Annotated in this window: 24 protein-coding genes and 4 tRNA genes; 1 reads left to right on the forward strand and 27 read right to left on the reverse strand. The window is 41.6% G+C overall.

Annotated features, from left to right (window positions below; translation table 11 throughout):
- Positions 1–2: 2 nt before the first annotated feature.
- The 21 genes from MPH60_RS21095 to MPH60_RS21195 form a co-directional block, all read right to left on the reverse strand.
- Positions 3–797 carry an MBL fold metallo-hydrolase gene (locus tag MPH60_RS21095; RefSeq protein ID WP_241589446.1) on the reverse strand — a complete coding sequence of 265 codons (795 nt, stop codon included), beginning with the start codon at positions 795–797 and terminating at the stop codon, positions 3–5.
- A 6-nt stretch (positions 798–803) separates the two neighbouring features.
- Positions 804–1,601 (reverse strand): two-component system regulatory protein YycI, encoded by a 798-nt coding sequence (locus MPH60_RS21100; RefSeq protein ID WP_241589445.1) that lies wholly within the window; start codon positions 1,599–1,601, stop codon positions 804–806.
- Positions 1,588–2,919: a YycH family regulatory protein gene (locus MPH60_RS21105; RefSeq protein WP_241589444.1), complete on the reverse strand. Its 1,332-nt coding sequence runs from the start codon at positions 2,917–2,919 to the stop codon at positions 1,588–1,590. The genes MPH60_RS21100 and MPH60_RS21105 overlap by 14 nt, the downstream gene beginning before the upstream one ends.
- Positions 2,916–4,748, reverse strand: coding sequence for a cell wall metabolism sensor histidine kinase WalK (gene walK / locus MPH60_RS21110; RefSeq protein WP_241589443.1), 1,833 nt, complete (start codon positions 4,746–4,748; stop codon positions 2,916–2,918). Before walK ends, MPH60_RS21105 begins: the two co-directional genes overlap by 4 nt.
- A gap of 5 nt (positions 4,749–4,753) precedes the next feature.
- Positions 4,754–5,461 carry a response regulator YycF gene (gene yycF, locus MPH60_RS21115; RefSeq protein WP_034316131.1) on the reverse strand — a complete coding sequence of 236 codons (708 nt, stop codon included), beginning with the start codon at positions 5,459–5,461 and terminating at the stop codon, positions 4,754–4,756.
- 280 nt (positions 5,462–5,741) lie between these two features.
- On the reverse strand, positions 5,742–7,160 hold the full coding sequence (locus MPH60_RS21120) for a peptidoglycan DD-metalloendopeptidase family protein (RefSeq protein WP_241589442.1): 1,419 nt from the start codon (positions 7,158–7,160) through the stop codon (positions 5,742–5,744).
- A 412-nt stretch (positions 7,161–7,572) separates the two neighbouring features.
- Positions 7,573–7,645, reverse strand: a tRNA-Phe gene (locus MPH60_RS21125).
- A gap of 29 nt (positions 7,646–7,674) precedes the next feature.
- Positions 7,675–7,750: transfer RNA gene (locus tag MPH60_RS21130), tRNA-Asp, on the reverse strand.
- A 23-nt stretch (positions 7,751–7,773) separates the two neighbouring features.
- A tRNA-Glu gene (locus MPH60_RS21135) sits at positions 7,774–7,845 on the reverse strand.
- 8 nt (positions 7,846–7,853) lie between these two features.
- Positions 7,854–7,929 (reverse strand) — tRNA-Lys (locus MPH60_RS21140).
- Positions 7,930–8,199: 270 nt separating this feature from the next.
- A complete protein-coding gene (locus MPH60_RS21145) occupies positions 8,200–9,492 on the reverse strand; it encodes an adenylosuccinate synthase (protein ID WP_076368493.1) in 1,293 nt (430 codons plus the stop codon).
- A 278-nt stretch (positions 9,493–9,770) separates the two neighbouring features.
- A complete protein-coding gene (gene dnaB / locus MPH60_RS21150) occupies positions 9,771–11,135 on the reverse strand; it encodes a replicative DNA helicase (protein ID WP_063234298.1) in 1,365 nt (454 codons plus the stop codon).
- A 140-nt stretch (positions 11,136–11,275) separates the two neighbouring features.
- On the reverse strand, positions 11,276–11,725 hold the full coding sequence (rplI, locus tag MPH60_RS21155) for a 50S ribosomal protein L9 (protein WP_101223970.1): 450 nt from the start codon (positions 11,723–11,725) through the stop codon (positions 11,276–11,278).
- Positions 11,722–13,692: a DHH family phosphoesterase gene (locus MPH60_RS21160; RefSeq protein WP_241589441.1), complete on the reverse strand. Its 1,971-nt coding sequence runs from the start codon at positions 13,690–13,692 to the stop codon at positions 11,722–11,724. Before MPH60_RS21160 ends, rplI begins: the two co-directional genes overlap by 4 nt.
- Before the next feature lie 41 nt (positions 13,693–13,733).
- Positions 13,734–14,681, reverse strand: coding sequence for a YybS family protein (locus MPH60_RS21165; RefSeq protein WP_241589440.1), 948 nt, complete (start codon positions 14,679–14,681; stop codon positions 13,734–13,736).
- A 237-nt stretch (positions 14,682–14,918) separates the two neighbouring features.
- Complete coding sequence (gene rpsR / locus MPH60_RS21170) at positions 14,919–15,158, reverse strand: 30S ribosomal protein S18 (protein WP_053348323.1); 240 nt, start codon at positions 15,156–15,158, stop codon at positions 14,919–14,921.
- A 48-nt stretch (positions 15,159–15,206) separates the two neighbouring features.
- Positions 15,207–15,731, reverse strand: a complete 525-nt coding sequence (gene ssb, locus MPH60_RS21175; RefSeq protein WP_057278276.1) for a single-stranded DNA-binding protein — start codon at positions 15,729–15,731, stop codon at positions 15,207–15,209.
- Between the two features lie 69 nt (positions 15,732–15,800).
- On the reverse strand, positions 15,801–16,085 hold the full coding sequence (gene rpsF / locus MPH60_RS21180; protein WP_034316153.1) for a 30S ribosomal protein S6: 285 nt from the start codon (positions 16,083–16,085) through the stop codon (positions 15,801–15,803).
- Positions 16,086–16,278: 193 nt separating this feature from the next.
- On the reverse strand, positions 16,279–17,379 hold the full coding sequence (gene ychF / locus MPH60_RS21185; RefSeq protein ID WP_034316156.1) for a redox-regulated ATPase YchF: 1,101 nt from the start codon (positions 17,377–17,379) through the stop codon (positions 16,279–16,281).
- A 168-nt stretch (positions 17,380–17,547) separates the two neighbouring features.
- Positions 17,548–17,745, reverse strand: a complete 198-nt coding sequence (locus MPH60_RS21190; RefSeq protein ID WP_076368501.1) for a DUF951 domain-containing protein — start codon at positions 17,743–17,745, stop codon at positions 17,548–17,550.
- Positions 17,746–17,766: 21 nt separating this feature from the next.
- Positions 17,767–18,603 (reverse strand): mechanosensitive ion channel family protein, encoded by an 837-nt coding sequence (locus tag MPH60_RS21195; protein ID WP_241589439.1) that lies wholly within the window; start codon positions 18,601–18,603, stop codon positions 17,767–17,769.
- A gap of 391 nt (positions 18,604–18,994) precedes the next feature.
- Here MPH60_RS21195 and yyaC point away from each other — a divergent pair, with 391 nt between their 5' ends.
- On the forward strand, positions 18,995–19,630 hold the full coding sequence (gene yyaC / locus MPH60_RS21200) for a spore protease YyaC (protein WP_241589438.1): 636 nt from the start codon (positions 18,995–18,997) through the stop codon (positions 19,628–19,630).
- A 54-nt stretch (positions 19,631–19,684) separates the two neighbouring features.
- Here the strand turns inward: yyaC and MPH60_RS21205 are convergent, their stop codons facing one another.
- The 6 genes from MPH60_RS21205 to mnmG all read right to left on the reverse strand — a co-directional run bounded on the left by MPH60_RS21205 (position 19,685) and on the right by mnmG (position 26,169).
- The gene (locus MPH60_RS21205; protein WP_241589437.1) at positions 19,685–20,386 is read right to left on the reverse strand and encodes a DUF554 domain-containing protein; all 702 of its coding nucleotides are present in this window, start codon (positions 20,384–20,386) and stop codon (positions 19,685–19,687) included.
- 53 nt (positions 20,387–20,439) lie between these two features.
- Entirely contained in the window at positions 20,440–21,300 is an 861-nt protein-coding gene (locus MPH60_RS21210; protein WP_241589436.1) for a ParB/RepB/Spo0J family partition protein, read from the reverse strand.
- Positions 21,293–22,054 carry a ParA family protein gene (locus MPH60_RS21215; protein WP_034316249.1) on the reverse strand — a complete coding sequence of 254 codons (762 nt, stop codon included), beginning with the start codon at positions 22,052–22,054 and terminating at the stop codon, positions 21,293–21,295. The genes MPH60_RS21210 and MPH60_RS21215 overlap by 8 nt, the downstream gene beginning before the upstream one ends.
- A gap of 259 nt (positions 22,055–22,313) precedes the next feature.
- The gene (gene noc / locus MPH60_RS21220; RefSeq protein ID WP_101223976.1) at positions 22,314–23,174 is read right to left on the reverse strand and encodes a nucleoid occlusion protein; all 861 of its coding nucleotides are present in this window, start codon (positions 23,172–23,174) and stop codon (positions 22,314–22,316) included.
- A gap of 361 nt (positions 23,175–23,535) precedes the next feature.
- Positions 23,536–24,252: a 16S rRNA (guanine(527)-N(7))-methyltransferase RsmG gene (rsmG, locus tag MPH60_RS21225; RefSeq protein ID WP_241589435.1), complete on the reverse strand. Its 717-nt coding sequence runs from the start codon at positions 24,250–24,252 to the stop codon at positions 23,536–23,538.
- A 30-nt stretch (positions 24,253–24,282) separates the two neighbouring features.
- Positions 24,283–26,169: a tRNA uridine-5-carboxymethylaminomethyl(34) synthesis enzyme MnmG gene (mnmG, locus tag MPH60_RS21230; RefSeq protein WP_241589434.1), complete on the reverse strand. Its 1,887-nt coding sequence runs from the start codon at positions 26,167–26,169 to the stop codon at positions 24,283–24,285.
- Positions 26,170–26,179 lie beyond the last annotated feature (10 nt).

The raw sequence follows: 26,179 nt of genomic DNA on the forward strand, positions 1-26,179 counted from the left end.
ATTTATAATGTAACAAGTTCCGTCGGTCTTTTTGGGTCTGTATCATATAAGGAAAATTGTTCACCTACAATGATCCCCTTTGTCTTTAACGTTTGTTCCACTGACATTCTTGCTAGATCCTTCATATTGTTATCAAGGCTCAAGTGGGCCAAGTAAATCCGCTTGGTCTTATCACCGGCCACTTCACTCATGGCAAGGGCGGCGTCTTCATTACAAACATGTCCGACATCACTTAAAATCCGGCGCTTGATGCTCCATGGATATTTTCCCATCCTCAGCATGGACACATCATGGTTACTTTCGAATACATATGCATCGGCATTTGAGATGATTCCTTTCATCCGATCACTTACGTACCCTGTATCGGTAATGACCACAAGTTTCTTATCTTCATGATGAAAGACGTAAAACATCGGCTCTGCCGCATCATGTGAAACGCCGAAAGATTCTATATCAAGGCTGCCGAACGTTTTGACCTGTTCCATTTCAAATGTGAATTTTTGTTCGGTTGCAATTTCACCGATTGATCGATCCATGGCATTCCATGTTTTTGCATTCGCATATATCGGGAGTTTATGTTTTCTGGCAACCACTCCAAGACCTTTAATATGGTCGCTGTGTTCATGGGTAACAAGGATACCGGATAGCTTTGACATATCACGGCCTATATCCTGAAACAATGCTTCCAGGGCTTTACCGCTTAAGCCGGCATCGACAAGGAATGATTGATCCCCCGTTTCCACGAAAAAGGCATTTCCTGTACTCCCGCTTGCGAGAACACTAAAATGCATTGTCATCTATACTCACTCCAGTATTTTTTCTTCTGTATTCAATTCAATGACCTCTCCATCAAAAGCGTTCACGAAGAGATCCGTTTCGCCATCAATGACCACCCACCATGTCGGCACAAGTAAATGTGACACAGATGTCGTCTGCAGCGAATTGTAAAAACCCAATTTTACATTCGTGACTTTGCTTTTGGGATCAATATCACCATTATCATACAATGCTCCAATAGCAGTTAAAGCAGATACCAATTCTTTAGGTTTGTTGAATTTTTCGATCCCCTCTAAATACATCTGTTCATAGGAGACGATTTCACCCTTCTTGTTCAGATATAAAGTGACCTTCCCCTTACTATTATTATAAAACATCTTTTTATCTGCCACTTGATAGCAGGTGATGGTCTGGCTTATTTCATCATAGCTCCAAAAATGATACTCACTTCCATTTAATATATACTCCTTTAGGAATATATCAAGGTCTGCAGCATTAATTTCCGCTTTCATGCCAACCGGTACTTTAAATGTACCCACAAGCTTCTTATCATCGATGATTTTTGCTTTCTGATTCTTTAGGTGCTGTATATCTTTCTTCTCGAAGGTCTTGCTTTGGGCAATCAGGAATTGATCCTTCAACTTTTGTTTCGGAAGTGGGGTTTCTATTGAAATCTCATCTTCTTTTAAAAGTTCATCCGTAAGAGGCTCCGTAAAGCTTTCCAATTGGGAGTCATTAATCTTTTCCAGGAATTGATAAAGAAGAAAAATATTCAAAATAAAGAACACCATGATGAATATCGACTTTGTATTATTCCAATCCACTTTGATCGCCTCCTTCTTCAAAAGGCACAATAAACCATTTATCGCCTACACGATAATACCAAGTGGGATCGAGTGTAACTAGAGTCACAAGTTTGGAATCGAGGGATTTATTCAATCTATAACCAATCGAGATGTCCTCCACGCTTTTGAAATCGATATTATCTTTCGATTTCAGCTGTTTCAATACTTCTTTTCCGCTTGCTAAGGTCACTGCCGCTCCTTCTGACGGGAGGACTGAGTCAAGTGAAAAGTACGGGCGGTCATAGCTATAAATTTCTTCTTTCCCCCAAATTTGCTCGATTTCGGTCATTCCGTAATCATTGAAGGCCGGATAACCATTCACGAATAAGCGGAATACCACTCGTTGTTCATTCTCCGACATATAGGCAAAGCGGTAATTGTTATCTTCCCAGCCAGCATGATCATTGATGAAATCGATGCTTTTTTGCAGAAGGTCACTGGAACTGTCGAATACCTTGCTCTTTTGTGCCGGATTGATATAAGAAATTAAGTAATTCTCTTTATTGACCGTCATTAGTCTTGTTCCATCCGTGTATTCCTCACCGACCGAAACGGGTTCCTGGCGTACGAACTTCGGATAATTAAATAACGCATTTTTCAAGTTTCCAATATCCAAATAGTCAATATAATATTCAAGTCTGTTGATCTCCACCGGGTTTTCCGGGACGAACAGCGTCCTTTTGCCGTTTATCGTTTCGGCCGTGTATTCAGGGTGCTTATCGTAGGAATCCCTATAAAATGAATCCATGAAATTCCTTAGTTTTTTAGAGTCCACCATACCTTGATAAATCCTCTCTTTATCGTAGGAAACAAAGTAAACGGCAGATTCATTACCGCTGATATCCTTTTGTTTAATGATGATTCGATCAAATGAAAATTCAGGCACTTCCTTATCCGTTATATTCAATACCGTTTTATAAAGAGTGATGGGTATATCATCGGAAAATTCAATTTCAATAGACCCATCTTCATGGACAAAATCATCAAATTTCCTTTGCAGCCTTTTTACGGATACCTCTTTTAAGCCTCTGAAACGCCATTGCGAAAATTCTTTTTCCATTTCATTCATTTCTGCCGGATTGGAAGTCTGGAAATGCTGCCCATTGCCATGGAAAAGGATACTGACTGGTTTAATGACATCACTGACGATCTGGACATCGCTTTTAATCTTTATAAATTCCGACGATTGTTCAAATGGATCATATTCAGGCTCGTAAGTCCAAATGCTCCATGTCAAAAAAATGCTTGTCCCAACCAAAATAATCAGTATGATACTTTTTGCACGTTCAAAATTCATGACCAATCATCCTCTTCTTCCTGTTCGTAAGGAAGTGTAAAGAACACGGTAGTTCCTTTTCCATCCACACTTTCCGCCCATATTTTCCCGCCATGCGCCACGACCATCTCTTTTGCAATCGCTAAACCAAGCCCTGTCCCGCCTAAGTTACGGGCCCTTGCTTTATCCACACGGTAGAAGCGGTCGAATATTTTATCAATGACGTTTTTCGGGATACCCACTCCTTGATCTGTAATGCTCACAATAATAAAGCCATCAGATGCCCTGACGCGGAAAGTCACTTGACCCCCTTCAGGTGAGTACTTTAATGAGTTGGAGATTACATTATAGAGAACCTGGGTAATTTTATCTTCATCAATATCTACAAAATAAGCTTCCTTCGGCAAATCACGCTTAAACGTGATGTCATCATTTTTCGTCATTTCAAAACGATCGATGATATGGTCATAGAATTTATTGAAATTCACCCAGCCTGTTTTAAGCCTGTAATCTTTACTGTCCATTTTCGAAAGCTGTAACAGATCATTAACAAGCCTGATCATTCGCTCCGTTTCATTTTGGGTCACACTTAAAAAGGATGGAGCGATTTCCTCGTCCTTCCATGCACCTTCAGCCAATGCCTCCAGGTAACTTCTCATCGTCGTTAGCGGAGTTCGCAGTTCATGTGATACATTGGCAACAAATTCCCTGCGTTCACTCTCGATTTTTTCCTGCTCTGTTATATCATGCAAAACAGTAATCAAACCATTAACGAATCCCGTTTCCTTTTGAATGACCGAAAAGTTCCCCCTCAAAATGAAAGGCCGATTTTTTTTGCTGTAATCAAGGATTACGGACTCTCGCTCTTCCAGTAAATCATCAAATTTATATTCTTCTTCAAGACCCAAAACCTCAATGATCGGTTGATTCATGACGGTTTCACGCGAGACATTCAATAATTGTGCCGCAGGTTCATTAATCAAGTTCACCCGCCCGCGCCTGTCCGTTGAAATTACGCCATCCGTCATATTGGCAAGGACAGATGATAGCTTACGTCGCTCTCCTTCTGTACTTGATTGCGATTCTTGGAGCTTTTTGGTCAAATTATTGAAAGTGACGGCAAGCTGGCCAATTTCATCATCGCCATATACCCTGACTTTTCTGGAGAAATTCCCCTTTGCCATCACCAGTGCCTGTTTTCTCATATCAGACATGGGTCTAGTGATCGTTCGTGCGAGCAGGATCCCCAAGATGGCCGTAATGACCAAGGCGATGGCCGTACCCGTCATGAAGATGCTATTGATTTCATCCATCTGCTCAAAGACATTTTCCATCTCAGCTATTACATAGACGGCGCCAATGACCTCCCCATTTGCTTCAACGGGTGTCGAAAGGACCCAGAGCCGCCTGCCTGTTTTCTTATCCCGATATATATCACTATCTTCTTTTCCATAAATGAGCGTATTCTTAATAAGGACCTCTGTTGTCTTCTTCCCTACAATATCCTGGTTACCTTGGGCTGAAGTTCCGATCACGCGTCTGCTGCGGGTGTCGATGACACGTACTTCCGAAATATCATTCGATGAATTATCCCGGTCTCTCAATATCGTATCAATCGCTTCTTCGAGGGTTGGATCTTCCTCTCCCCTCTCTTTTTCCATCTCTTCACCAATGCTGTAGGTAAGCAGGTTAACGTGGCCTTTTATTGATTTCGTAAAGTTCCCAACAAGATTTTCTTCCAATTCCCCAACAAAATATACCCCGATTATTTGCATCGCTACGAAAATGAGCAAAACATAAATCAGAACAAATTTAAAATGGATTGAGCGAAAAAAACCAACCTTTTTCATAGAAACTACTCCTGTTCAGGGTTACGCAGGTAATAACCGACCCCTCTTCTAGTTACAATCCAGCCAGGATGGCTAGGATTGTCTTCAATCTTCTCACGAAGACGTCTGACCGTTACATCGACCGTCCGTACATCCCCGAAATAATCATAGCCCCACACAGTTTGCAATAAGTGCTCCCTTGTCATGACCTGACCGATGTGCTTCGCTAAGTAATGAAGCAACTCAAATTCGCGATGCGTCAATTCAATCGTATCGCCCCGCTTGGACACCACATAAGCATCCGGATGGATTGTGAGCGTTCCTATCGTAATTTCCTTCGGTTCATTTTCTTGATCAGGAACCGGAACAGCTTGCTGACGTCTTAAGTTCGCTTTAACGCGGGCAATTATTTCCCGGGTACTAAATGGCTTTGTCACATAGTCGTCTGCACCAAGCTCCAATCCTAAGACCTTATCTATCTCTGAATCTTTTGCCGTCAACATGATGATCGGCGTTTCATACTTTTTCCTTACTTCCCGGCAGACTTCCATCCCATCGCGCTGCGGCAGCATGATATCCAGTAAAATCAAATCAGGTTGCCGTTCTTCTACCATTTTGAGGGCTTCATTGCCATCATAGGCACAAAAAACTTCATAGCCTTCTTTTTTTAGATTGAATTGTAATATATCAGCAATTGGCTTTTCGTCATCCACTACCAGAATCTTTTTATCCATGTACTTATCTCCTTTTTAATAACTGAACTGAATCTATTAAAAACCGTGTCCTTATCCGGGACCTTATTCACTTTTCCTTCTGCTTGCACCAATCTTCGCAACCTAGTTCAGCAAACTTACATATATATACCCAATAAAAGGCGCTGAACACCGGAATGAAAGCAAATTGTCTCTATTCTACTTTATCATTTTATAGGCATTAAATCACCTTTTTCCTATTATTCTCATCTATGTATGAAGCAGAAGAAGTCTTCGAATATTTTTCGAAGACTTCCACCGGTTACTGACTTATATAGTTTAGCGGATTAACGAGAGACCCATTTTTATATATTTCAAAATGGAGGTGGACACCAGTCGAGTGCCCTGTTGAACCCATCATGCCGATTTTCATGCCTTTTTCAATCTTTTGTCCTGCTTGTACATCTATTGAATCCAAATGGGCATACACTGTCTTATACCCGTTATTATGATTGATCGTAATCTTATTTCCATATCCTCCGGAGTTTCCGGCAGTTTCGATTATCCCATGATCTGCTGCCGTTATGGTCCTGGTGGTTGGCCGGGCAATATCAATACCTTTATGAAGTTTCCCCCAGCGCTGGCCCTGCTTACTGGAAATATAGCCCCCATCTGCAGGCCATGAATATGTACCGCTTCCCTGTGAAGGAATGACCTTGGTGCCTTTTCTGGTGATTTCTGTTTTGGCTTTTTCCGTGACTTCTTTTTTTACGATCGTTTCACTGATTTTCTTTCCATTTGTTTCAGATACATTATAGGTGAACGCAAGAGTCCCCTCATTCCCTATTTGATCAGTAATGATCTCGCCCTTAAGGAGTTCGTCATCCTTCTTCACTTTCTTTTGAAAAGGAATTCTCTCTTCCTTAAATACTTCTCTTTCTACCATAACGTTCACATAGGGGGTACGCTGGGTCACATAGAGACGCTCGCCCTCTTTAACCCCTTTGTTCTCATCCTGTCCCGGATTCAGCTCCAGCAGTTGATCCAGGTCCATATCATGCCTAGTGGCAATGGCTTCAAGATCTTCATCTTCCTTAGCCTCATAGATCGTCGTTTCTTCCTTTCCTTCTTCTATCATGGAAAGGGTATCATCGACGCTCTTGACTTCGTCTGGATATACCATTGTCTTTATAGACGTGACTGGAAGTGAAAATTCGATGTCCAGAATTCTACTTCCTGGCTCTTTTAACGGATCCGTCTCTTTTTCACTTTCTTTTTTACCTGATTCGTATCCTGCGTATTCCTCTTCATTCACATATAATAAAGTGATTTTCTCCAGAACGTCCTCGGCATCTTCCTTTGACGCAACATAAGCGACCGCCTGATTATCTATGTCGATTTCATACGCCTCTGCTTTCACATTCAACTGATCTTGAATTCCCTTAACAGCCTGATCGTCTTTTACTTCTTCATCGAATACCTCTTCAGGTACAAAAGTCAGCTGTTTCTCCTTATCGAATGTAAAGTCAGGATAATCTTCCTGTGCTTCTTCTACTTTATCGGCTACGATCTTTTCGATTTCCGTTTCATCCGTGACACTTCCGACGAACTCATCGTTAAGATAAACATGCTGTATGGTTGCAGTTTCCGATAGCCCAGCAGCAGTTGCCCGATTTCCTGCAAGCACTAAAATGATGGAAACCATCAACAGGATGATCCCCTTACCTTTTGAGCTAAACATATATTGTCCTCCTTAACGGCTCAGTCACCAATTAAGAAACTAATCAAATTTATTTTGAGTTTTATTAGTCCAATTTAAATATCCACATGCTCATGACTGATTGCTATAATGATTTTTATCACTCATAACTCTACCATATTAAGAAAAAAAACAAGAAACAGACTTCATAATGTAATAGAACTGTATAAATGGTGACAACATGTACCAATAAAATTGGTTCTGGGGAAGGCTCGATAAACTGCGGAAAAGGGGGTGGACCTAAGCCCAGTAAGGTTAAAAGCAAGTTATATGTCATATTGGTCTAAATTGGTATGTTACAAATCGTTAACAATCTATTAACAAGATTTCATTCAAAATACATTTGAAGGAAAAACAAAAAAACGCCCTAAAGGAAAGGGCGTTTATAAAAGGATGGCTCAGGACGGAATCGAACCGCCGACACAAGGATTTTCAGTCCTTTGCTCTACCGACTGAGCTACTGAGCCAAATATTCTATTTTAGAATAAAAATAAAATGGCGGTCCCGACGGGAATCGAACCCGCGATCTCCTGCGTGACAGGCAGGCATGTTAACCGCTACACCACGGGACCAGTAAAGCATTTATGTAAAGAAGTGACCCATACGGGATTCGAACCCGTGTTACCGCCGTGAAAGGGCGGTGTCTTAACCGCTTGACCAATGGGCCGGAAAAAATGGTGAGCCATGAAGGATTCGAACCTTCGACCCTCTGATTAAAAGTCAGATGCTCTACCAACTGAGCTAATGGCTCGTACTAATGAAATGTTTCTTTGCATGATGTGAACTTACCATCTGCAGTTTGTTAATGGCTTGTTCTATTGTGACGACGCTTTTGATAATATCATGGTTAGTATAGTTTTGGCAATAGTTTTTTGAAATAAAATTATTTTTTTCTTATCTTTTCATTTTCCCTACAGTTTAATCCATTCATTCGGTATCCCGGGCCTCCCGAACGTGACAGATGATGCATCTTAATAACGAAAGAAGAGCCGGCAAAAAAAGCCAGCTCCTTTTTCATGAATTACGCTAGACGCCAAGGGCTTCTCACGACATTAGTTTGGTTACGGTCAGGACCGACAGAGAAAGTGGTCAAAGGAATGCCAACCAATTGAGATACGCGCTCTACATAGTGGCGAGCATTCTCTGGAAGCTCGTCCAATGATTTGCAGCCTGTGATGTCTTCTGACCAGCCTGGAAGCTCTTCATAGACTGGTTTACATTCGCCAATCGCTTTCAAAGTCGCTGGAACCTCATGAATGATCTCGCCTTTGTAGTCATAAGCCACACAAATTTTGACCGTATCAAGACCTGATAATACGTCAATCGAGTTCAATGACAAATCGGTAATCCCGCTGACACGGCGAGCATGGCGAACGACAACAGCGTCAAACCAGCCTACACGGCGAGGTCTGCCTGTAGTTGTACCATATTCACGGCCAATTTCCCGGATTTGGTTGCCGACTTCATCATGTAATTCTGTAGGGAAAGGACCATCGCCCACACGGCTTGTATATGCTTTACATACTCCAACCACATGGTTGATTTTCGTAGGGCCTACACCAGAACCGATCGTAACGCCCCCTGCAACCGGGTTAGATGAAGTGACGAATGGGTATGTTCCTTGATCGATATCAAGCATAACACCTTGTGCCCCTTCGAATAATACCCGTTTTCCTTCATCAAGTGCGTCATTCAATACAACGGATGTATCACAAACATATTTCTGCACTTGTTGTCCGTACTCATAGTATTCTTCCAAGATATCTTCGATTTTGAAACCTTCCGTTTCATAGAAACGTTCAAACATACGGTTTTTTTCGACAAGATTTTGAGACAATTTTTCCTCGAAAATTTCACGGTCCAAAAGGTCTGCCATGCGGATTCCGTTACGAGCAGCTTTGTCCATATATGCAGGACCGATTCCCTTTTTAGTCGTTCCAATTTTGTTGGCGCCTTTACGGTCTTCTTCGACTTCATCCAATTTGATATGGTAAGGAAGAATGACATGTGCACGGTTCGAGATACGAAGATTATCCGTACTCACCCCATGGCTATGTAAATAAGCAAGCTCCTCTACAAGAGCTTTTGGATCAACCACCATACCATTTCCAATGACACAAATCTTATCACTATAAAAAATCCCTGACGGAATTAAATGCAGTTTATAGGTAACGCCGTTAAATTTTATTGTATGCCCTGCATTATTCCCACCTTGATAACGAGCGATGGCTTCCGCATTCTGGGATAGAAAATCTGTTATTTTACCTTTACCTTCGTCTCCCCATTGTGTACCGACTACTACAACTGATGACATCTGAATAAAGCACCTCCAAAGGTTCACGTAATACCGATCATTAACCGGTTCTTATCAAACAAACCTATTTTATCAATAATCCAAACTGGAAGTCAATACAAAATCCGAACAATATACTTTTTAATAAATTATTTGTTCGTAAATATGCGAAATATCTTTCCGGTTTTTTGATTGTCAAACATTATTGTACCCTTTGATTTATTTTTCTATTATCATAACGGCCTTTCTTTTTCCCGAAACAGAGAAAGCCCGCCATTGCATGAATGGCAGGCAGTTTTCTATGCGCCGGGAGACATCGAATCATCATCGAAGCGGCGTTCAAGGTTAACGAATTTATTATATTCTTTCACGAATGCAAGCGAAACCGTGCCTACTGGACCATTACGCTGTTTCGCTATAATGATTTCAATGATATTTTTGTTCTCGGATTCTTTATCATAATAATCATCACGGTATAAGAATGCGACGATATCAGCATCTTGCTCGATACTCCCGGATTCCCGGATATCAGACATCATCGGGCGCTTATCTTGACGCTGCTCCACTCCCCGCGATAGCTGGGAAAGGGCGATGACAGGGACTTTAAGTTCACGGGCGAGCGCTTTGAGTGAACGTGAAATCTCGGATACCTCTTGCTGACGGTTGTCGCCTGAACGACCATCGCCTTGAATTAACTGCAGGTAATCGATCAATATCATGCCAAGGCCATGTTCCTGCTTCAAACGACGGCATTTTGAACGGATTTCACCAATCCTCACACCTGGCGTATCATCGATATAAATGCCGGCATTCGACAAGCTTCCCATCGCCATCGTCAGTTTACGCCAATCCTCATCTGTTAAAGAACCTGTCCGTAAATTCTGGGCATTGATATTCCCTTCGGCACAGAGCATACGCATAACGAGCTGCTCTGCACCCATTTCAAGACTGAAAATCGCTACATTCTCCTCCGTTTTGGTCGCAACGTTTTGAGCGATATTCAATGCAAAAGCGGTTTTACCAACCGAAGGACGGGCACCCACTATAATGAGGTCATTACGTTGGAACCCTGCTGTCATTCGATCCAGTTCAGCAAACCCTGTCGGTATTCCCGTGACATCCCCTTTACGGGTAGTCAAAACTTCTATATTATCGTACGTCGCAACCAATACATCCTTAATATTTTGAAAGGACCCGGAATTTTTACGCTGGGCCACTTCCATGATCGTTTTTTCTGCTTCCCCGAGCAGCTCCTCGACCTCGTCCTCGCGACTGTAGCCTTCTTGAGCGATGTTGGTCGCTGTCCTGATCAAACGGCGCAGCAATGACTTCTCCTCGACGATGCGGGCATAATATTCAATATTGGCCGCTGTCGGCACCGATCCGGCCAATTCACTTAAATAAGAAACTCCGCCAACTTCTTCAAGGTTTTTTGTCGCAGCCAGTTCCTCCGTCACCGTGATCAAATCGACAGCTTTTCCTTCGTCATTCAATTTAAGCATCACATTAAAGATCTTTTGATGAGAGCTTCTGTAAAAATCCTCTGGAATCAAAACTTCCGATGTAACGGTCAATGAAGAGGGCTCTAGAAAAATGGCTCCCAGTACAGCTTGTTCTGCTTCTATATTTTGAGGGGGAATCCTATCCTGAAATTGTTCTATCATATCTTAAAACCTCCCATTCTAAGAGGATACCTTTTATATGTTTCTAGCAAAAAAGAAAAAAGTGAAAGGACAACATGCCCAATCACATTTTTCGTCTATCTCTATTTTATCAATTTTTCACAGATATGAAACAGCTAAAATTAGTTAATTTCTTTCACATGCACAGTCAGTGTCGCAGTGACCTCAGGATGAAGCTTGACTGGAAGCTTTGTATGCCCTAAAGAACGGATCCCGTCGGCAAGCTCCATTTTACGTTTATCAATCTTGATACCGTGTTTTTTCTGAAGCTCCGAGGCAATTTGTTTAGTCGTGATTGAACCGAATAAACGCCCGCCCTCACCGGCTTTGGCAGATAGTTCAACCGTTAACTTCTCCAGCTGCACCTTTAATTCTTCAGCTTGCTGCAGCTCTTCTGCTGCAAGTGATTCTTCTTTATTTTTCTGGGCTTCCAAAGTTTTTACATTTGAATTATTTGCTTCAACCGCCAATCCTTGTTTAAGCAGGAAATTATGTGCATAACCATCTGCAACATTTTTAACTTCCCCTTTTTTCCCTTTACCTTTTACGTCTTTTAGAAATATTACTTTCATTCTTTATGTCCCCCTTCTAAATATTCATCAATAGCTGCTTTCAATCGACTTTCGGCTTCATCAATGGAGCATACCTGCTGAGTGGCTGCATTTGTTAGATGTCCGCCTCCATTCAACATTTCCATGATCACCTGTACATTGATATCACCGAGAGAGCGCGCACTTATGCCAACTGTATCATCGGATCGCTTAGCCATTACAAAGGAAGCGACAACGCCATCCATGGTCAATAGGGTGTCCGCAGCCTGAGCAATGAGCACCTGATTATGAACCTGATCGGTTTTTGCAGAGGCAATGGCAATACCCTTTTTATAAAAGATGACTTCTTCAATGAGCTTCGAACGTTTGATGTATGTGTCCACGTCTTCTTTTAAGAATTTTTGGACAAGCACCGTATCAGCTCCATGCGCCCTAAGATAAGAGGCCGCATCGAAAGTGCGTGAACCCGTTCTCAGAGTGAAGCTTTTCGTATCGACGATGATACCCGCAAGAAGCGCCGTCGACTCCAGCATGTCAATCTTCGAGCGTTTCGGCTGATATTCAAGCAGTTCGGTCACAAGTTCTGCGGTTGAAGATGCATATGGCTCCATATAGACGAGCAATGAGTTTTTGATGAACTCCTCACCCCGGCGATGATGATCGATGACCACAACCTTATCGATCCTATTCAATAACCGCTCTTCAATTACCATTGAAGGTTTATGCGTATCAACCACAACCAGCAAGGTCTCATCCGTAATCATTTCAAATGCATCATCAGGTGTTATGAACCGGGCATACAGCTCTTCTTTATTTTTGATCTCTTCCATTAAACGAAGGACGCTGCTATCGAGCTGCTGGGTGTTGATGACAATATAGCCTTCACGCTCATTCATTTGGGCAACCTTCAAAATGCCGATCGCTGAACCGATTGCGTCCATATCCGGGTTTTTATGGCCCATGACAATGACTTTATCGCTATCAAGTACTATATCCTTTAATGCATGCGAAATAACACGGGCACGGACCCTCGTGCGTTTTTCCATCGGATTGGTTTTGCCGCCATAGAATTTCACTTTTCCATTCGCTTGCTTTATGGCTACCTGGTCACCGCCACGTCCTAAAGCGAGATCCAAGCTGGACTGTGCAAGAGTACCTAGTTCCGGCAAGGATGACACTGCCGAGCCGACGCCGATGCTCAAGGTCAATGGTACATTTTGCTTTGCCGTCGTTTCCCTGATTTCATCCAAAATCGAGAATTTTCCCTTTTCAAGCTGCTGAAGGATATGCTCATTAAAGACAGCGATGAATCGTTCCGAAGAAACACGTTTAAAGAAAACGCCATTATCCCTTGCCCATTTATCCAGAAGTGAGGTAACCAAGCTATTAATGCTGCTTTTACGCTGATCATCCATTCCCTGGGTCAAATCATCATAGTTATCAAGAAGAATGATCGCAATTGCCGTTCGCTCATCTTCATATAATTTCTCGATTTCCACTTGCTCCGTCACATCAAAAAAATAAAGAAGCCTTTCATCACGCTTATGGACCACCTTGAATTTCCGATCGTGGAGCGTAAGTGTCTCTGTCTCGATTTCTTGCTTGATTAACGGTACTATCGAGTCCGCAACATCGTATAGCGATCTTCCTGCCAAGGAGTCTTCACTAAAACAAGAAGCCAGGAATGGATTGGTCCATTCAATGTAATAATCCTCATTAAAGAGCATGATCCCAATCGGCATTTCCAATAACGCCTCTTCGCCTACCTTCTTTAAACGGTAAGATAAAGTCGTTATATACTCTTCTGTCTTCCGTTGCTTTTTTTCTACCATTCTTAATGTTAAATAAAATAAACCAGCAAGAATCAATAATCCAACAAGTGCAATAACCCAATTATAATAAGCCAAGACGCCCAAAAGTAAAACGACCGCGGCGAGCACCCCATACAATGGGGACTTAATCGAGTATTCTTTCAAATAAGATGGCATAGTTTCAGCTCCTAAAAGCATCTGTTTTACAAAAAAGTCTTCTATTCCTTTTTCTTGATTGTCTCCCTAAATGGAAAGCCTAAATCTATTATACCTAAAAATCGGACGGCCGTCGTAATAATCGGAATCGGGATAAGCAAAGAAAAAACCACGATTAAAACAGGTATCGCCTTAACCCATGACTTAACATGGGCAATATAGAATATCAGGGAATATCCTTGTAATAATATGAAGAACTGCAGTATGAAAAATAGGTTCGTTATGGCCATATATACAAAACTGTTCTTGTCCGTATTCACAAAAAGAGCAAGAAGCATCGTAATTAAATAATACCATAAAAGGCTTTTCGGGAGTCGCAGATCTCGAAAATGGGGCCATTTTAACGCCTTATCACTGAATCTCTTCACAATGGGGTGCGCCGCAAGGAAAATCAATAATACCATGATGACGGACATCAAAACGAACAAACTTGGCATCAGTGTGTTCATCATATCAATTGATTCGTATATCCGCTTTTCGACTTGTTCCGTCGGTGCCTGTCCAAAAGAATCCATGATGCCGATTGAATTTTCTATGGACCCCTCAAGAATGTTCATCGATTCTTCTATGTAATTAACATCCATTATCAAAACTGAAGCTGCATACATTAATAAAATGCCCCCCAGAAAGACAAGGACTGCGCTTATGAACATAGGTGCCATCGGTTTGTCCTTTTTCAAAAAATAGCCGATCGCAATTCCTGTTGCCCCCATGAGCAAGGTCAGCGGAACAGACAATATCGTCCCGATGAGGATCGACAATAACGAGGCTACAAATAAGTAACCAAGACTCCATGATACCTTTTGTTTGATTGTGACGAGTATGAATGGAATGGGTAAAAAGAAAGTAGTGAAAATACCCAATGGTGGGATTTGAATGGTGATGAACAATAAAATGCAATATAGTGCCAGAAGTGCTCCGCCCTCGGCAATTCGTCTCCCGCTATTCATCTCTATTTCACCCCCTGTTATTATTGATGTCTTATCTCCATCTTTATATTGTATCCGTTACGGCCAGGATATTTCAAACATCACATTCTTTTTTAGGATATGATTATTTTTTCTGAGGAAAACGCCCGTGTAACTTCCTTCTGAAATAAAAAAAAACCGCAATTCAGCAGTTTTCAGGCATAAGTGATAACTTATAAAAAAGGCACATTAAGGATAACTCCTCAATGTGCCAATTTATTATTCACCAGATACGTATGGTAGTAATGCCATAGTACGTGAGCGTTTAATAGCAATCGTTAATTTACGTTGATATTTAGCGCTTGTGCCAGTTACACGACGTGGTAAAATTTTACCGCGTTCTGAGACGAATTTTTTAAGAAGATCTGTATCTTTGTAATCAATTTTAGTGATTCCGTTAGATGTGAAATAACAAACCTTTTTACGCTTACCGCGTCCTTTACGTCCACCCATTGCCATAATATATTTCCCTCCCTGCTTTTTTGAATTTTCATTTTAAACGGCTGTTTAAAACGGAAGATCATCATCTGAAATGTCGATTGTTTTACCGTCATTTGCAAATGGATCATCATCTACACGAGTGTAGTTGTTGTTGCTCCGTTGATTCTGATTAGGATTTTGTCCATACGAATTGTTGTCATTTCCGTTATTGCCATAACTTCTTTGACCTCCACCGTAAGAACCGCCTTCATTTCTTTCACCCGCTGAACTGCTTCGTGGTTCAAGGAATTGAACGCTCTCAGCCAGAATCTCCGTCACATATACGCGTTTGCCGTCTTGTCCTTCATAATTACGTGTTTGGACACGTCCATCCACGCCAGCTAAACTGCCCTTTTTCAAGAAGTTAGCTACATTTTCTGCCGGTTTACGCCAAACTACACAGTTAATGAAATCCGCTTCACGTTCACCTTGCTGATTCGTAAAACTACGGTTCACAGCCAAAGTAAAGGTAGCTACGGGAACTCCATTAGGTGTATATCGTAATTCAGGATCTTTAGTTAAGCGTCCTACCAAAACTACGCGATTCATCATCAGAATCAACCCCTAGGTTTCAAGCTTGTTTCATGTGAAACAAGATTAGAATTTATATTAAATATTGAATTAAACTTCTTCTCTAGTAGCCATGTGGCGAATAATGTCTTCACTGATTTTAGCAAGACGATCGAATTCTTGAATCGCAGCACTTTCAGCGTTAACTTTAAGAAGCATGTAGTAACCATCACGGAAATCATTGATTTCGTATGCAAGACGGCGTTTACCCCATTCTTTTGCTTCTACTTCCGCACCATTATCAGAAAGGATTGTGTTGAAACGTTCAACTAAAGCTTTTTTAGCTTCTTCCTCAATGTTTGGACGGATGATATACATAATTTCGTATTTTCTCATCACTGTCACCTCCTTTTGGTCTAAGCGGCCCAATTGGGCAAGGAGCAATTATTTATAATTACTCACAAGATAAAATTATAGCATAGTTAAAGAGGCTTTGCAACGAACGGTTCGACTTATTACAATTAATTGTAATCTGATGATTCAAGTCTCAAAAAAGACCCTACATATGGAACGGTAGGGTCTTGGAAACTTAAACGTTAAAACGGAAATGGATAACATCGCCATCGTTAACGATGTATTCTTTTCCTTCCAAACGGACTTTACCTGCTTCTTTTGCGGCACCATGACTGCCCGCTTCAAGTAAATCGGTATAAGAAACCGTTTCGGCACGGATGAAACCACGCTCGAAGTCCGTGTGAATGACGCCTGCACATTGAGGGGCCTTCATTCCTTTGCGGAATGTCCAAGCACGCACTTCCTGTACACCAGCTGTAAAATATGTTGCCAATCCAAGCAGATTATAAGAAGCACGGATCAACTGATCAAGACCTGACTCCTCAATGCCAAGTTCAGAAAGGAACATTTCTTTTTCTTCACCCTCAAGCTCTGCAATTTCTTCTTCGATTTTGGCACAAATCACGATTACTTCGGCATTTTCCTTCGCAGCATATTCACGAACTTGCTGTACATATTCATTATCGTCGGCATTCGCCACTTCATCTTCGCTCACGTTCGCTACGTAAAGCGTCGGCTTCGCTGTAAGTAAATGCATGCCCTTCACGATTTTTTGCTGCTCTTCAGTAAACTCAACGGAACGTGCAGGCTTTTCATCTTCCAACGCTTCTTTTAAAGCCACAAGGATTTCATGTTCTGCCACAGCCGCTTTATCTTTTTGCTTGGCCATTTTTCCGACACGGTCGATGCGTTTGACAACTGATTCCAAATCGGCAAGGATCAATTCAAGGTTGATGACTTCAATATCATCGATTGGATTCACTTTTCCGGAAACATGGGTAATGTTATCGTCTGCAAAGCAACGGACGACTTGACAAATGGCATCCACTTGACGGATATGGGAAAGGAATTTATTACCCAATCCCTCTCCTTTACTTGCTCCTTTTACAATCCCGGCGATATCCGTGAATTCAAATGCTGTCGGAACCGTCTTTTTCGGTTTTACCAATTCAGTCAATTTTTGCAGACGGTGATCTGGCACTTCCACGATCCCGACATTCGGGTCGATCGTACAGAAAGGATAGTTGGCAGATTCCGCACCTGCCTGAGTAATTGCATTAAATAAAGTGGATTTACCTACGTTAGGCAAACCGACTATACCAGCTGTTAAAGCCATTTATATTTCACTCCTTCAAGATGATTCGTACATATGGGAAAAGAACTGATCTTCTATAAAGACCATCCAATTACCTAAACCTTTCCCAATTATAGATTTCGCTTCCTAAAAAGACAAGTAAATCATGAGAAACGCAGGACTACTTTCACTCCCCAAAAAAAAGCATGATCACTCCTCATGCTTTTGCAGAACTTTTTTCATTTTCTTTGCGAATTCACGTCGGGGCAGCATCACGCTATGACCGCACCCTTCACATTTTATCCGGATATCCATACCGATCCGTATAATTCTCCACTTATTCACTCCACAGGGATGCGGTTTCTTCATTTCCACAATATCCTTAAGTGCAAATTCCTTTTCTTCCATTACCATGAGCCCCCCCAATTCCTATGACTCGCTGCCATTGTACGTAGATTTAATACCAGATGAATCAAGCGCAGCACTTATTTCATTTCTTAATATCCTGCTGATTTCAATGTGATGCATCGGCTTTGTTTCCGCTTTTATCCGAAAGACGACTTCTTCAGGACTGATTTTTTCAATTCCCAAAAATTCAGGTGTTTTGATCAAGGCCTCATATTTGCCTTCCATACTGTTTAACAGATAAATCAGCACCTTCTCGGCACGCTCGACCGATCCATCGTTAGGTATGGTCACATCAACAACAGCCATACTATTTAAAATGGAATAATTCGTGACCTGGATGATGCTGCCGTTAGGTATGAAGTGCAATTCACCTGCACCGCTTTTGATTTTCGTTGTACGAAGCCCGATCTCAATGACTTCCCCTTCAAAAGTATTGATTTTAATATAATCCCCAACCGAGAAATGATCTTCAAAAATAACGAAAAACCCGGTAATTATATCCTTGACCAAACTTTGAGCACCAAAACCAATGGCCAAACCGAGAACACCGGCACCAGCGAGTAATGGCATTACTTCAAGTCCGAATATTTCCAGAATCATTATCAAGGCAATGAAATTGAAGACATAGGTAATGATATTTTCGAGCAATTTAATGAGTGTCGCTTCCCTGCGCTCCGATACCCGAAGGGGACTCCTTAAACGTGCTTTGAAAAATTTATTCAGAATAGTCTTTCCTATTCTAATAATAATACGCGATAAGAGCAGAACAAGGAAGATTTTAATGATGCCCTCGCCCATCAGCAGCCATATCTTTTCATCCAATATCTCTTTTGTAACGTTCTCATAAATGCGATCCATATTTTCCTCCTGCCTAATGCAAATACAGCAAAACTATTATATCTTCCATATGTTTTTTACCCATTTAGACGTATTCCTCTACCCTTCATCCATGGAGATAACCATGAAATAGAGAGATTTTCTCTATTTTATCAATAAATAATGGTTTCTGTACAAAAAAATTATGGGTATATAGGTAAAACAATTAGAAGTTTTTTCCCAAAAATTCAAGTAATTATTTACTAGAAAGTATAAATGAAAGGAATTGATAGAGGATAAGCGACGATTCATATCCCCTGCAACTGTTTGCATGTTCTACAAAAAATTCCCTCATCCATTATGTTAAATACCGTATATTTTCCTCTTTTTATCCGTATACTGTAATACCAAATAAAGTAAAGGAGTTGAGCCGATGAATCTGAATTCTAGTCTATTTAATAATAATAAAAATAGATTGAGTCGCATCCTGCATGAAGATACGGATGCATCCAAACAAATTTCCCAGGAATTGATCAACCTCCTACCTACCGGAAAGCTTCAACCCATCGTCATCGTCTGTATAGGCACAGACCGTTCCACAGGCGATTCACTCGGACCACTTGTCGGCACTCTGCTTATTGAAAAAGCTGAAAACAGTTCTTCTTCATTCCATGTTTATGGTACTCTGGATGACCCTATACATGCGATGAATTTACAGGAAAAATTAAATGAAATCAAAAAGCTGCATGACAATCCATTTATAGTCGGAATCGATGCTTGCTTAGGGAAAATGAAAAGCGTCGGAATCGTTCAAATCGGGCAGGGACCAGTGAAGCCAGGTGCTGGGGTCAATAAAGATCTTCCTTCCGTCGGAAATGCCCATATTACAGGAATCGTGAATGTAAGTGGATTCATGGAATTCATGGTCTTGCAGAACACTCGCCTTAACCTTGTGCTAAAAATGGCCAAAACCATTGCCGAGGGGATTCATGAAGCACAAAATCATTATCCAATAAAACCTACCATCACTCCTTTCACATGGTCATTCAAGCAAGAAAAAACCCTTTGAACGATTTTTGCTTATGATAAAAAAGAAGGAAGGGTTCATCCCCTTCCTTCTTTTTTATACATAATACATGAAAGTAACCAGAATGGCGGTGACCATTATGCCTGGAAGCAGATTCGCCACCCTTATTTTGGTCAGACCGATAATGTTCAAACCAATTGCCAAAATCATGACTCCCCCAGTTGCCGTCATTTCCAATATGAAGGAATCCATTAAAGCAGTTGGGATCATCGTATTGACCTGCTTTGCAAAAATCGCCAATAATCCCTCATAAAGAATGACTGGAAATGCTGAAAAAAGTACACCTATGCCGAGCGTGCTGGCAAGGACCAATGCCGTAAATCCATCGATGATCGCTTTTGTTATCAAAACGTCATGATCATTCCGGATGCCGCTATCCAGGGCACCGATGATGGCCATCGCCCCAATGCCGAATATGAGTGTAGCCGTTACAAACCCCTGAGATATCGAAGTTCCTTCCTTCGCTTTCATCCTGCGTTCAAGCCAATTGCCTAAAGAATTAAGCCTGGCCTCAAGATTCATCCATTCACCAAGTACAGCCCCTCCGACAATACTTAAAATGACAACAAGGAAGTTATCGCTTTTAAACCCCATCTGCAACCCTAAGACCATGACAGCCAAACCGATGCCGCTCATGACCGTTTCTTTTATCTTTTCAGGTATATGTTGTAAAAACCTTCCTAAAATCGAACCGATTAAAATGCAGGCACCATTCACCAAGGCCCCTAATAATACCATCTCATCCACCTAATTTTCTGCATAAGTCGTCATGATCTTTTCATAAAGGCGATCTATGAGGAAAGGTTCTCTTGATCGATCAAGTTCAAAATTCTCTCTAAATCTTCTTTTGAAAAGAATTCTATTTCTATTTTTCCTTTTTTCTTGCTTTGCTTTATCGTTACGCTCGTTCCTAGTCTTTCACGCAGACTTGTCTCCCGTTGCTTTATGAATATATCTTTTTTCTCTTGTTTCTTAGGTTTGGTTTCACGTGAAACGGTATCATTCAATTGATGTATATATTGCTCTAGCTGTCTGACATTCATACCTTCTTTGAGGATTTTATCCGCTACCGGCTTAAGCAACTCTTTTTTCTTTAAACCTAGCAATGCCCGTCCATGCCCCATGGAAATTTCCCCGTCGGAGATATATCTCCTAATCCCTTCAGGCAAAGAAAGTAATCTAACATGGTTTGCTATATGGGGCCGGCTTTTACCTAGCCGATTGGCCAACTGCTCCTGGGTAAATTCCAATTTTTCAAGAAGCGTTTGGTAAGCGACAGCTTCCTCGATCGGATTCAAATCCTCCCGTTGCAGGTTTTCCAAAATCGCCAGTTCCATCATCTGCTGTTCGCTCAATTTCCTCACAACGACCGGAACTGTCTTTAAACCAGCTTCCTTTGCAGCACGATAACGCCTTTCCCCAGCCACGATCTCATATCCCTTAATGCTTTCCCGGGCAATAATCGGCTGTAATATCCCGTGTTCCATGATGGATTGTTTTAATTCCTCTATAGCTTCAAGCCGAAAGTTCTTTCGGGGCTGATAAGGATTTGGCCTTAATTCCCGTACTTTGATTTCGCGCACGATTTCATCTTTACTGATCTCCCCACTGTTGAAAAGTGCGTTAAGTCCTTTGCCAAGTCCTTTAGCCATTTGATACCACTTCCTTTGCCAGTTCTAGATAGACCTCCGCCCCACGTGACTTTGGATCATATATAATTATCGGTTCTCCATGGCTTGGTGCTTCACTCAAACGGACATTGCGGGGAATGATGGTTTGATAGACTTTATCCTGAAAGTATTTTTTTACTTCTTCTATGACCTGGAGACCTAGATTTGTTCTTGCATCCAACATCGTCAAGAGCACACCCTCGATTTTCAAATCATGGTTCAAATGCTTTTGGACGAGGCGGACCGTATTCAATAGTTGACTCAAACCTTCCAATGCATAATATTCACATTGTACCGGAATCAAAACGGCATCAGCGGCCGTTAAGGCATTAAGCGTAAGCAAACCCAGCGATGGTGGGCAGTCAATCACAATGTAATCATATTGGCTTTGCACCTCTTCTAACGCCCTTTTTAATCGGACTTCCCTCGAGATGGTTGGAACAAGTTCAATTTCTGCACCTGCAAGTTGAATTGTCGCAGGTATGGCATATAGGTTTTCTACCTTTGTTTCCATGATAACGGTACTGGCCTCGACATCATCAACCAATACATCATAAATACATTGTTCCACATCTGCTTTGTCAATACCTGCACCGCTTGTCGCATTTCCCTGCGGGTCAATATCGACCATCAAGACTTTCTGTCCTATATATGCAAGACAAGCACTTAGACTGACAGAAGTTGTCGTTTTTCCAACACCGCCCTTTTGATTGGCAATGGCGAGAATCTTCCCCACGAATTCACCTGCTTTCAACTATCTTCATCACGCTATATCTATTGATTTGTACCGTAAATCCATTTATTTCTTTCTATTTTATCATGAATATTACTGGAAGAAATCGTTTTCTGAAATTCCTCTTAAAATTTCAAATACACCTAAAAGCATTAAAAATCCGGGGAAAGTTGAATGCTTTCAAGGCGGAAAATGCCAGTTTTGGAGAGAAAATAAAAAAGCTTGGTAATCGAAGACTACCAAGCGGGCTAAGGATAGGGAATCAAGTTTTTTTCTTGGGTATTTTTATCGTGAACTGATAATACTCCTCGAATTCTTCTTCCTCTGCATCCAAATTTATTCCATTGTCTGTAACCATATTGAGTGATTGGCGTATGGTATTCACGGCAATCCTCATGTCTTTACTAAACGCTTTTCGCTTAGGTTTCGGCTTCTGCACAGTACCCGTGAGGAGCTTGACGACCTGCTCTTCGGTCTGCTTGACGTTCAACCCTTTTTCGATGATTTCCACAAGCAGTTTAAGCTGCTTTTCAGGACTCTTTAACGGTATCAACGAGCGGGCATGGCGTTCCGTAATTTGCTTTTGAAGAAGTGCATCCTGAACCTCCTGTGGCAGCTTAAGCAGCCGAAGCTTATTCGCCACGGTAGATTGACCTATTCCCAGTCTTTGTGCCAGAGCTTCTTGGGTTAAACTATGCAGCTCCAATAGTTTTCCGTAAGCCAAAGCTTCTTCAATCGGTGTCAGTTCTTCACGCTGAAGGTTTTCTATCAGCGCGACGGAAGCCGTTTCTGTATCGGTGAAATCCTTGATTATAGCAGGTGCCAATTCCCAGCCAAGCTTTTGCATGGCCCGGAAACGACGCTCACCTGCAATGATTTCATATTTTCCCTGACCATAAGCCCTTACTACAATTGGTTGAATGATCCCATGTGTATGAATCGTTTGAGCCAATTCAGCAATTTTATCGTCATTAAAAACGGTCCTTGGTTGAAATCGATTAGGCACAATATCAGAAATGGAAATTTTTCTTATCTCTTCATTATTATTGCTAGGTGTCTCCATCTCTAGTTGCTCTTCTTCCTTTTCGCCAAACCCAAAGAACCGCGAAAAAGGATGCTTCATCTTCCTACACCACCTTTTAAAACTCCCAAATAACATATTCTCTATTTAAAGGACAAGTCCTGCATACATTTCCCGACATGGTTATACATATGGCCCTTCACTGTAAAAATCATGTCGACTGGCGCCATCAAGGCAATAATGAGGAATGGAAGGCCAGTTATTAAGGATATCGGCCGGCATGTCCTAGACTATTTCCCTGAATCAGCCAGCACAGGGCACACGTTTTAACATGTACCTAAAATGCAGTATTGAGTGAAAATAATAAGTTCATACATTTATAGTAAAAGAAAAGAAGGGCTAGTACCAGCCATATATCTGAATCATCTGCGCTTACTATGAAAACATACTCCTCTTGATAAGATTATTCAATAGGCTGTTTATTTGGTGTCCCTGGTTTTCTCGGGTATTTTTTAGGAGTCTTCTTCACTTTTTTTACAGTAATGATATTTCTTTCACTATTTTCCTCTGGCAATGTGAAAGGATGAATTTCTTCGATTTCTCCGCCTAACGTAAAAATGGCCTTCTTCCCATTGTCCATTTCATCTTGTGCACTAGCCGCTTTCATGGCAATGAACGTCCCATCCGGTTTAACAAGCGGCAAACATAGTTCACTTAAAACAGACATCCTGGCTACCGCCCTTGCCATGACAATATCATAGGATTCGCGATGCTCCGGTTTTTGGGCGAAGGTTTCAGCCCGGTCATGGTAGAAGGAAACTCCCTTTAATTGCAAGGAATCCGCAAGGTGATTCAAAAAGGAAATTCGCTTATTCAAGGAATCCACAATCGAGACGTGGATATCAGGGAAACAAATTTTCAATGGAATACTCGGAAATCCAGCTCCAGCCCCAACATCGCAAATTCGATATGATTTATTAAAGTCAAAATAGAAGGCTGCACTGATTGAATCATAAAAATGCTTCAGATAAACTTCTTCTTTATCAGTGATGGCTGTTAAGTTCATCTTTTCGTTCCATTCCACCAATAATCGATAATAAGTGTCAAACTGATCAAGCTGCTGAGGAGAAAGCTCGATCCCTTTCTCCAGCAGTGCTTGTTGGAACTGTTCAATATTCATGTTTGCTTCAATCCTTTTCGGGTATTTCCCTTACTGAGATACTCTGGCGATCTTACCTTGTTCCAAATATACAAGCAAAATGGAAACATCAGCGGGATTCACACCTGAAATTCTTGAAGCCTGAGCTACTGATAGCGGGTGGACCTGCTTTAATTTTTGGCGTGCTTCCGTTGCAAGACCAGAAATTGCATCATAATCGATATTCTCTGGAATTTTTTTATTCTCCATTTTTTTCAGGCGATCGACTTGCTGCAAGGATTTTTCGATATATCCTTCATACTTGATCTGGATTTCGACCTGTTCCGTCACTTCATCGCTCAGTTCGACATCACTTGGCGCCAACTTCTGAATGTGGGAATAATCCATTTCAGGCCGTTTCAATAAATCGGAGGCACGGATTCCATCCTTCAACTCACTGCCGCCGCTTGCAGTAATGACTTCTTGAACCTCTTTGGTCGGTTTGATGAAGTTTGATTTCAGTCGTTCCTTTTCCATTTCAACCGCTTCTTTTTTCATAAGGAAACGATTGTAGCGTTCTTCTTTGATCATCCCGATATTGAATCCAATTTCCGTTAAGCGTAAATCGGCATTATCATGACGCAATAATAAACGGTATTCTGCACGTGAAGTCAGCAAACGGTATGGTTCATTCGTACCTTTCGTCACAAGGTCATCAATGAGAACACCAATATAGGCATCCGAACGGCTTAAAATCAGTTCTTCTTTACCGATTGCATTCAATCCTGCATTAATACCGGCCATCAATCCTTGTCCTGCTGCTTCCTCGTAGCCGGATGTCCCGTTAATTTGGCCAGCAGTATACAGATTTTTGATTTTCTTCGTTTCAAGTGTAGGCCATAGCTGCGTAGGAACGATAGCATCATATTCAATTGCATATCCAGCACGCATCATTTCCGCCTTTTCAAGTCCTGGAATGGTTTGCAGGATTTTCACTTGTACATCTTCAGGCAGACTGGTTGATAAACCTTGCACATAAACTTCCTTTGTATTGCGGCCTTCAGGTTCCAAGAAGATTTGATGCCGCGGTTTATCATTAAAACGAACGACTTTATCTTCTATCGATGGACAATAACGCGGGCCGGTTCCTTTAATCATTCCTGAATACATTGGTGAACGGTGCAGATTATCATCAATGAGCTGATGTGTCCCCTCATTCGTGTACGTTAACCAGCATGGCAATTGATCCGTTATGAACTTCGTCGTTTCATAAGAAAATGCTCGTGGCACTTCATCGCCAGGCTGAATTTCCGTTTTGCTGTAATCTATGGAAGAGCTATTCACACGTGGCGGCGTTCCTGTTTTAAAACGGACCAAGTCAAACCCTAACTGCTCCAAATGTTCAGAAAGCCTGATGGAAGGCTGCTGGTTATTTGGGCCGCTTGAATATTTCAGTTCCCCTAAAATGATTTCACCTCGTAAATATGTTCCTGTCGTGATTACGACGGTTTTCGCACGGTAAACCGCGCCTGTTTTAGTGATGACACCCGTACATACGTCGTTTTCAACAATTAATTCCTCTACCATTCCTTGAATCAATGTCAAATTTTCTTGGTCTTCTATCGTCTTTTTCATTTCTTGCTGATAGAGAAATTTATCTGCCTGCGCTCGCAGCGCACGAACAGCCGGACCTTTAGCCGTATTGAGCATCCTCATTTGAATATGGGTCTTGTCGATATTTCTTCCCATTTCACCGCCTAAAGCGTCAATTTCCCTAACGACTATCCCTTTTGCCGGCCCGCCAACGGAGGGATTGCATGGCATAAAGGCGACCATATCCAAGTTAATGGTGATCATCAGCGTTTTAGCTCCGACTCTTGCAGCTGCAAGACCGGCCTCACTGCCAGCATGACCGGCACCAATAACAATGACATCATAGCTACCTGCTTCGTATTGCATATCCTTTTCC

Source organism: Peribacillus sp. Aquil_B1, from assembly GCF_022603275.1.
Lineage (GTDB): Bacteria > Bacillota > Bacilli > Bacillales > DSM-1321 > Peribacillus.

What these genes read in the sequence shown, in the direction of transcription:
- MPH60_RS21160 (WP_241589441.1), bottom strand. Translation starts at nt 13,692, where the DNA reads ATGCCATCTTATTTGAAAGAATACTCGATTAAGTCCCCATTGTATGGG.
- rpsF (WP_034316153.1), bottom strand. Translation starts at nt 16,085, where the DNA reads ATGAGAAAATACGAAATTATGTATATCATCCGTCCAAACATTGAGGAA.
- MPH60_RS21095 (WP_241589446.1), bottom strand. Translation starts at nt 797, where the DNA reads ATGACAATGCATTTTAGTGTTCTCGCAAGCGGGAGTACAGGAAATGCC.
- MPH60_RS21210 (WP_241589436.1), bottom strand. Translation starts at nt 21,300, where the DNA reads ATGGCTAAAGGACTTGGCAAAGGACTTAACGCACTTTTCAACAGTGGG.
- mnmG (WP_241589434.1), bottom strand. Translation starts at nt 26,169, where the DNA reads ATGCAATACGAAGCAGGTAGCTATGATGTCATTGTTATTGGTGCCGGT.
- MPH60_RS21120 (WP_241589442.1), bottom strand. Translation starts at nt 7,160, where the DNA reads ATGTTTAGCTCAAAAGGTAAGGGGATCATCCTGTTGATGGTTTCCATC.
- ssb (WP_057278276.1), bottom strand. Translation starts at nt 15,731, where the DNA reads ATGATGAATCGCGTAGTTTTGGTAGGACGCTTAACTAAAGATCCTGAA.
- rplI (WP_101223970.1), bottom strand. Translation starts at nt 11,725, where the DNA reads ATGAAAGTAATATTTCTAAAAGACGTAAAAGGTAAAGGGAAAAAAGGG.
- yycF (WP_034316131.1), bottom strand. Translation starts at nt 5,461, where the DNA reads ATGGATAAAAAGATTCTGGTAGTGGATGACGAAAAGCCAATTGCTGAT.
- MPH60_RS21190 (WP_076368501.1), bottom strand. Translation starts at nt 17,745, where the DNA reads ATGGAAGAAAAGGAATTTGCACTTAAGGATATTGTGGAAATGAAGAAA.
- dnaB (WP_063234298.1), bottom strand. Translation starts at nt 11,135, where the DNA reads ATGATAGAACAATTTCAGGATAGGATTCCCCCTCAAAATATAGAAGCA.
- MPH60_RS21165 (WP_241589440.1), bottom strand. Translation starts at nt 14,681, where the DNA reads ATGAATAGCGGGAGACGAATTGCCGAGGGCGGAGCACTTCTGGCACTA.
- yyaC (WP_241589438.1), top strand. Translation starts at nt 18,995, where the DNA reads ATGAATCTGAATTCTAGTCTATTTAATAATAATAAAAATAGATTGAGT.
- ychF (WP_034316156.1), bottom strand. Translation starts at nt 17,379, where the DNA reads ATGGCTTTAACAGCTGGTATAGTCGGTTTGCCTAACGTAGGTAAATCC.
- rsmG (WP_241589435.1), bottom strand. Translation starts at nt 24,252, where the DNA reads ATGAATATTGAACAGTTCCAACAAGCACTGCTGGAGAAAGGGATCGAG.
- MPH60_RS21105 (WP_241589444.1), bottom strand. Translation starts at nt 2,919, where the DNA reads ATGAATTTTGAACGTGCAAAAAGTATCATACTGATTATTTTGGTTGGG.
- MPH60_RS21195 (WP_241589439.1), bottom strand. Translation starts at nt 18,603, where the DNA reads ATGGATCGCATTTATGAGAACGTTACAAAAGAGATATTGGATGAAAAG.
- MPH60_RS21145 (WP_076368493.1), bottom strand. Translation starts at nt 9,492, where the DNA reads ATGTCATCAGTTGTAGTAGTCGGTACACAATGGGGAGACGAAGGTAAA.
- noc (WP_101223976.1), bottom strand. Translation starts at nt 23,174, where the DNA reads ATGAAGCATCCTTTTTCGCGGTTCTTTGGGTTTGGCGAAAAGGAAGAA.
- MPH60_RS21205 (WP_241589437.1), bottom strand. Translation starts at nt 20,386, where the DNA reads ATGGTATTATTAGGGGCCTTGGTGAATGGTGCCTGCATTTTAATCGGT.
- rpsR (WP_053348323.1), bottom strand. Translation starts at nt 15,158, where the DNA reads ATGGCAATGGGTGGACGTAAAGGACGCGGTAAGCGTAAAAAGGTTTGT.
- walK (WP_241589443.1), bottom strand. Translation starts at nt 4,748, where the DNA reads ATGAAAAAGGTTGGTTTTTTTCGCTCAATCCATTTTAAATTTGTTCTG.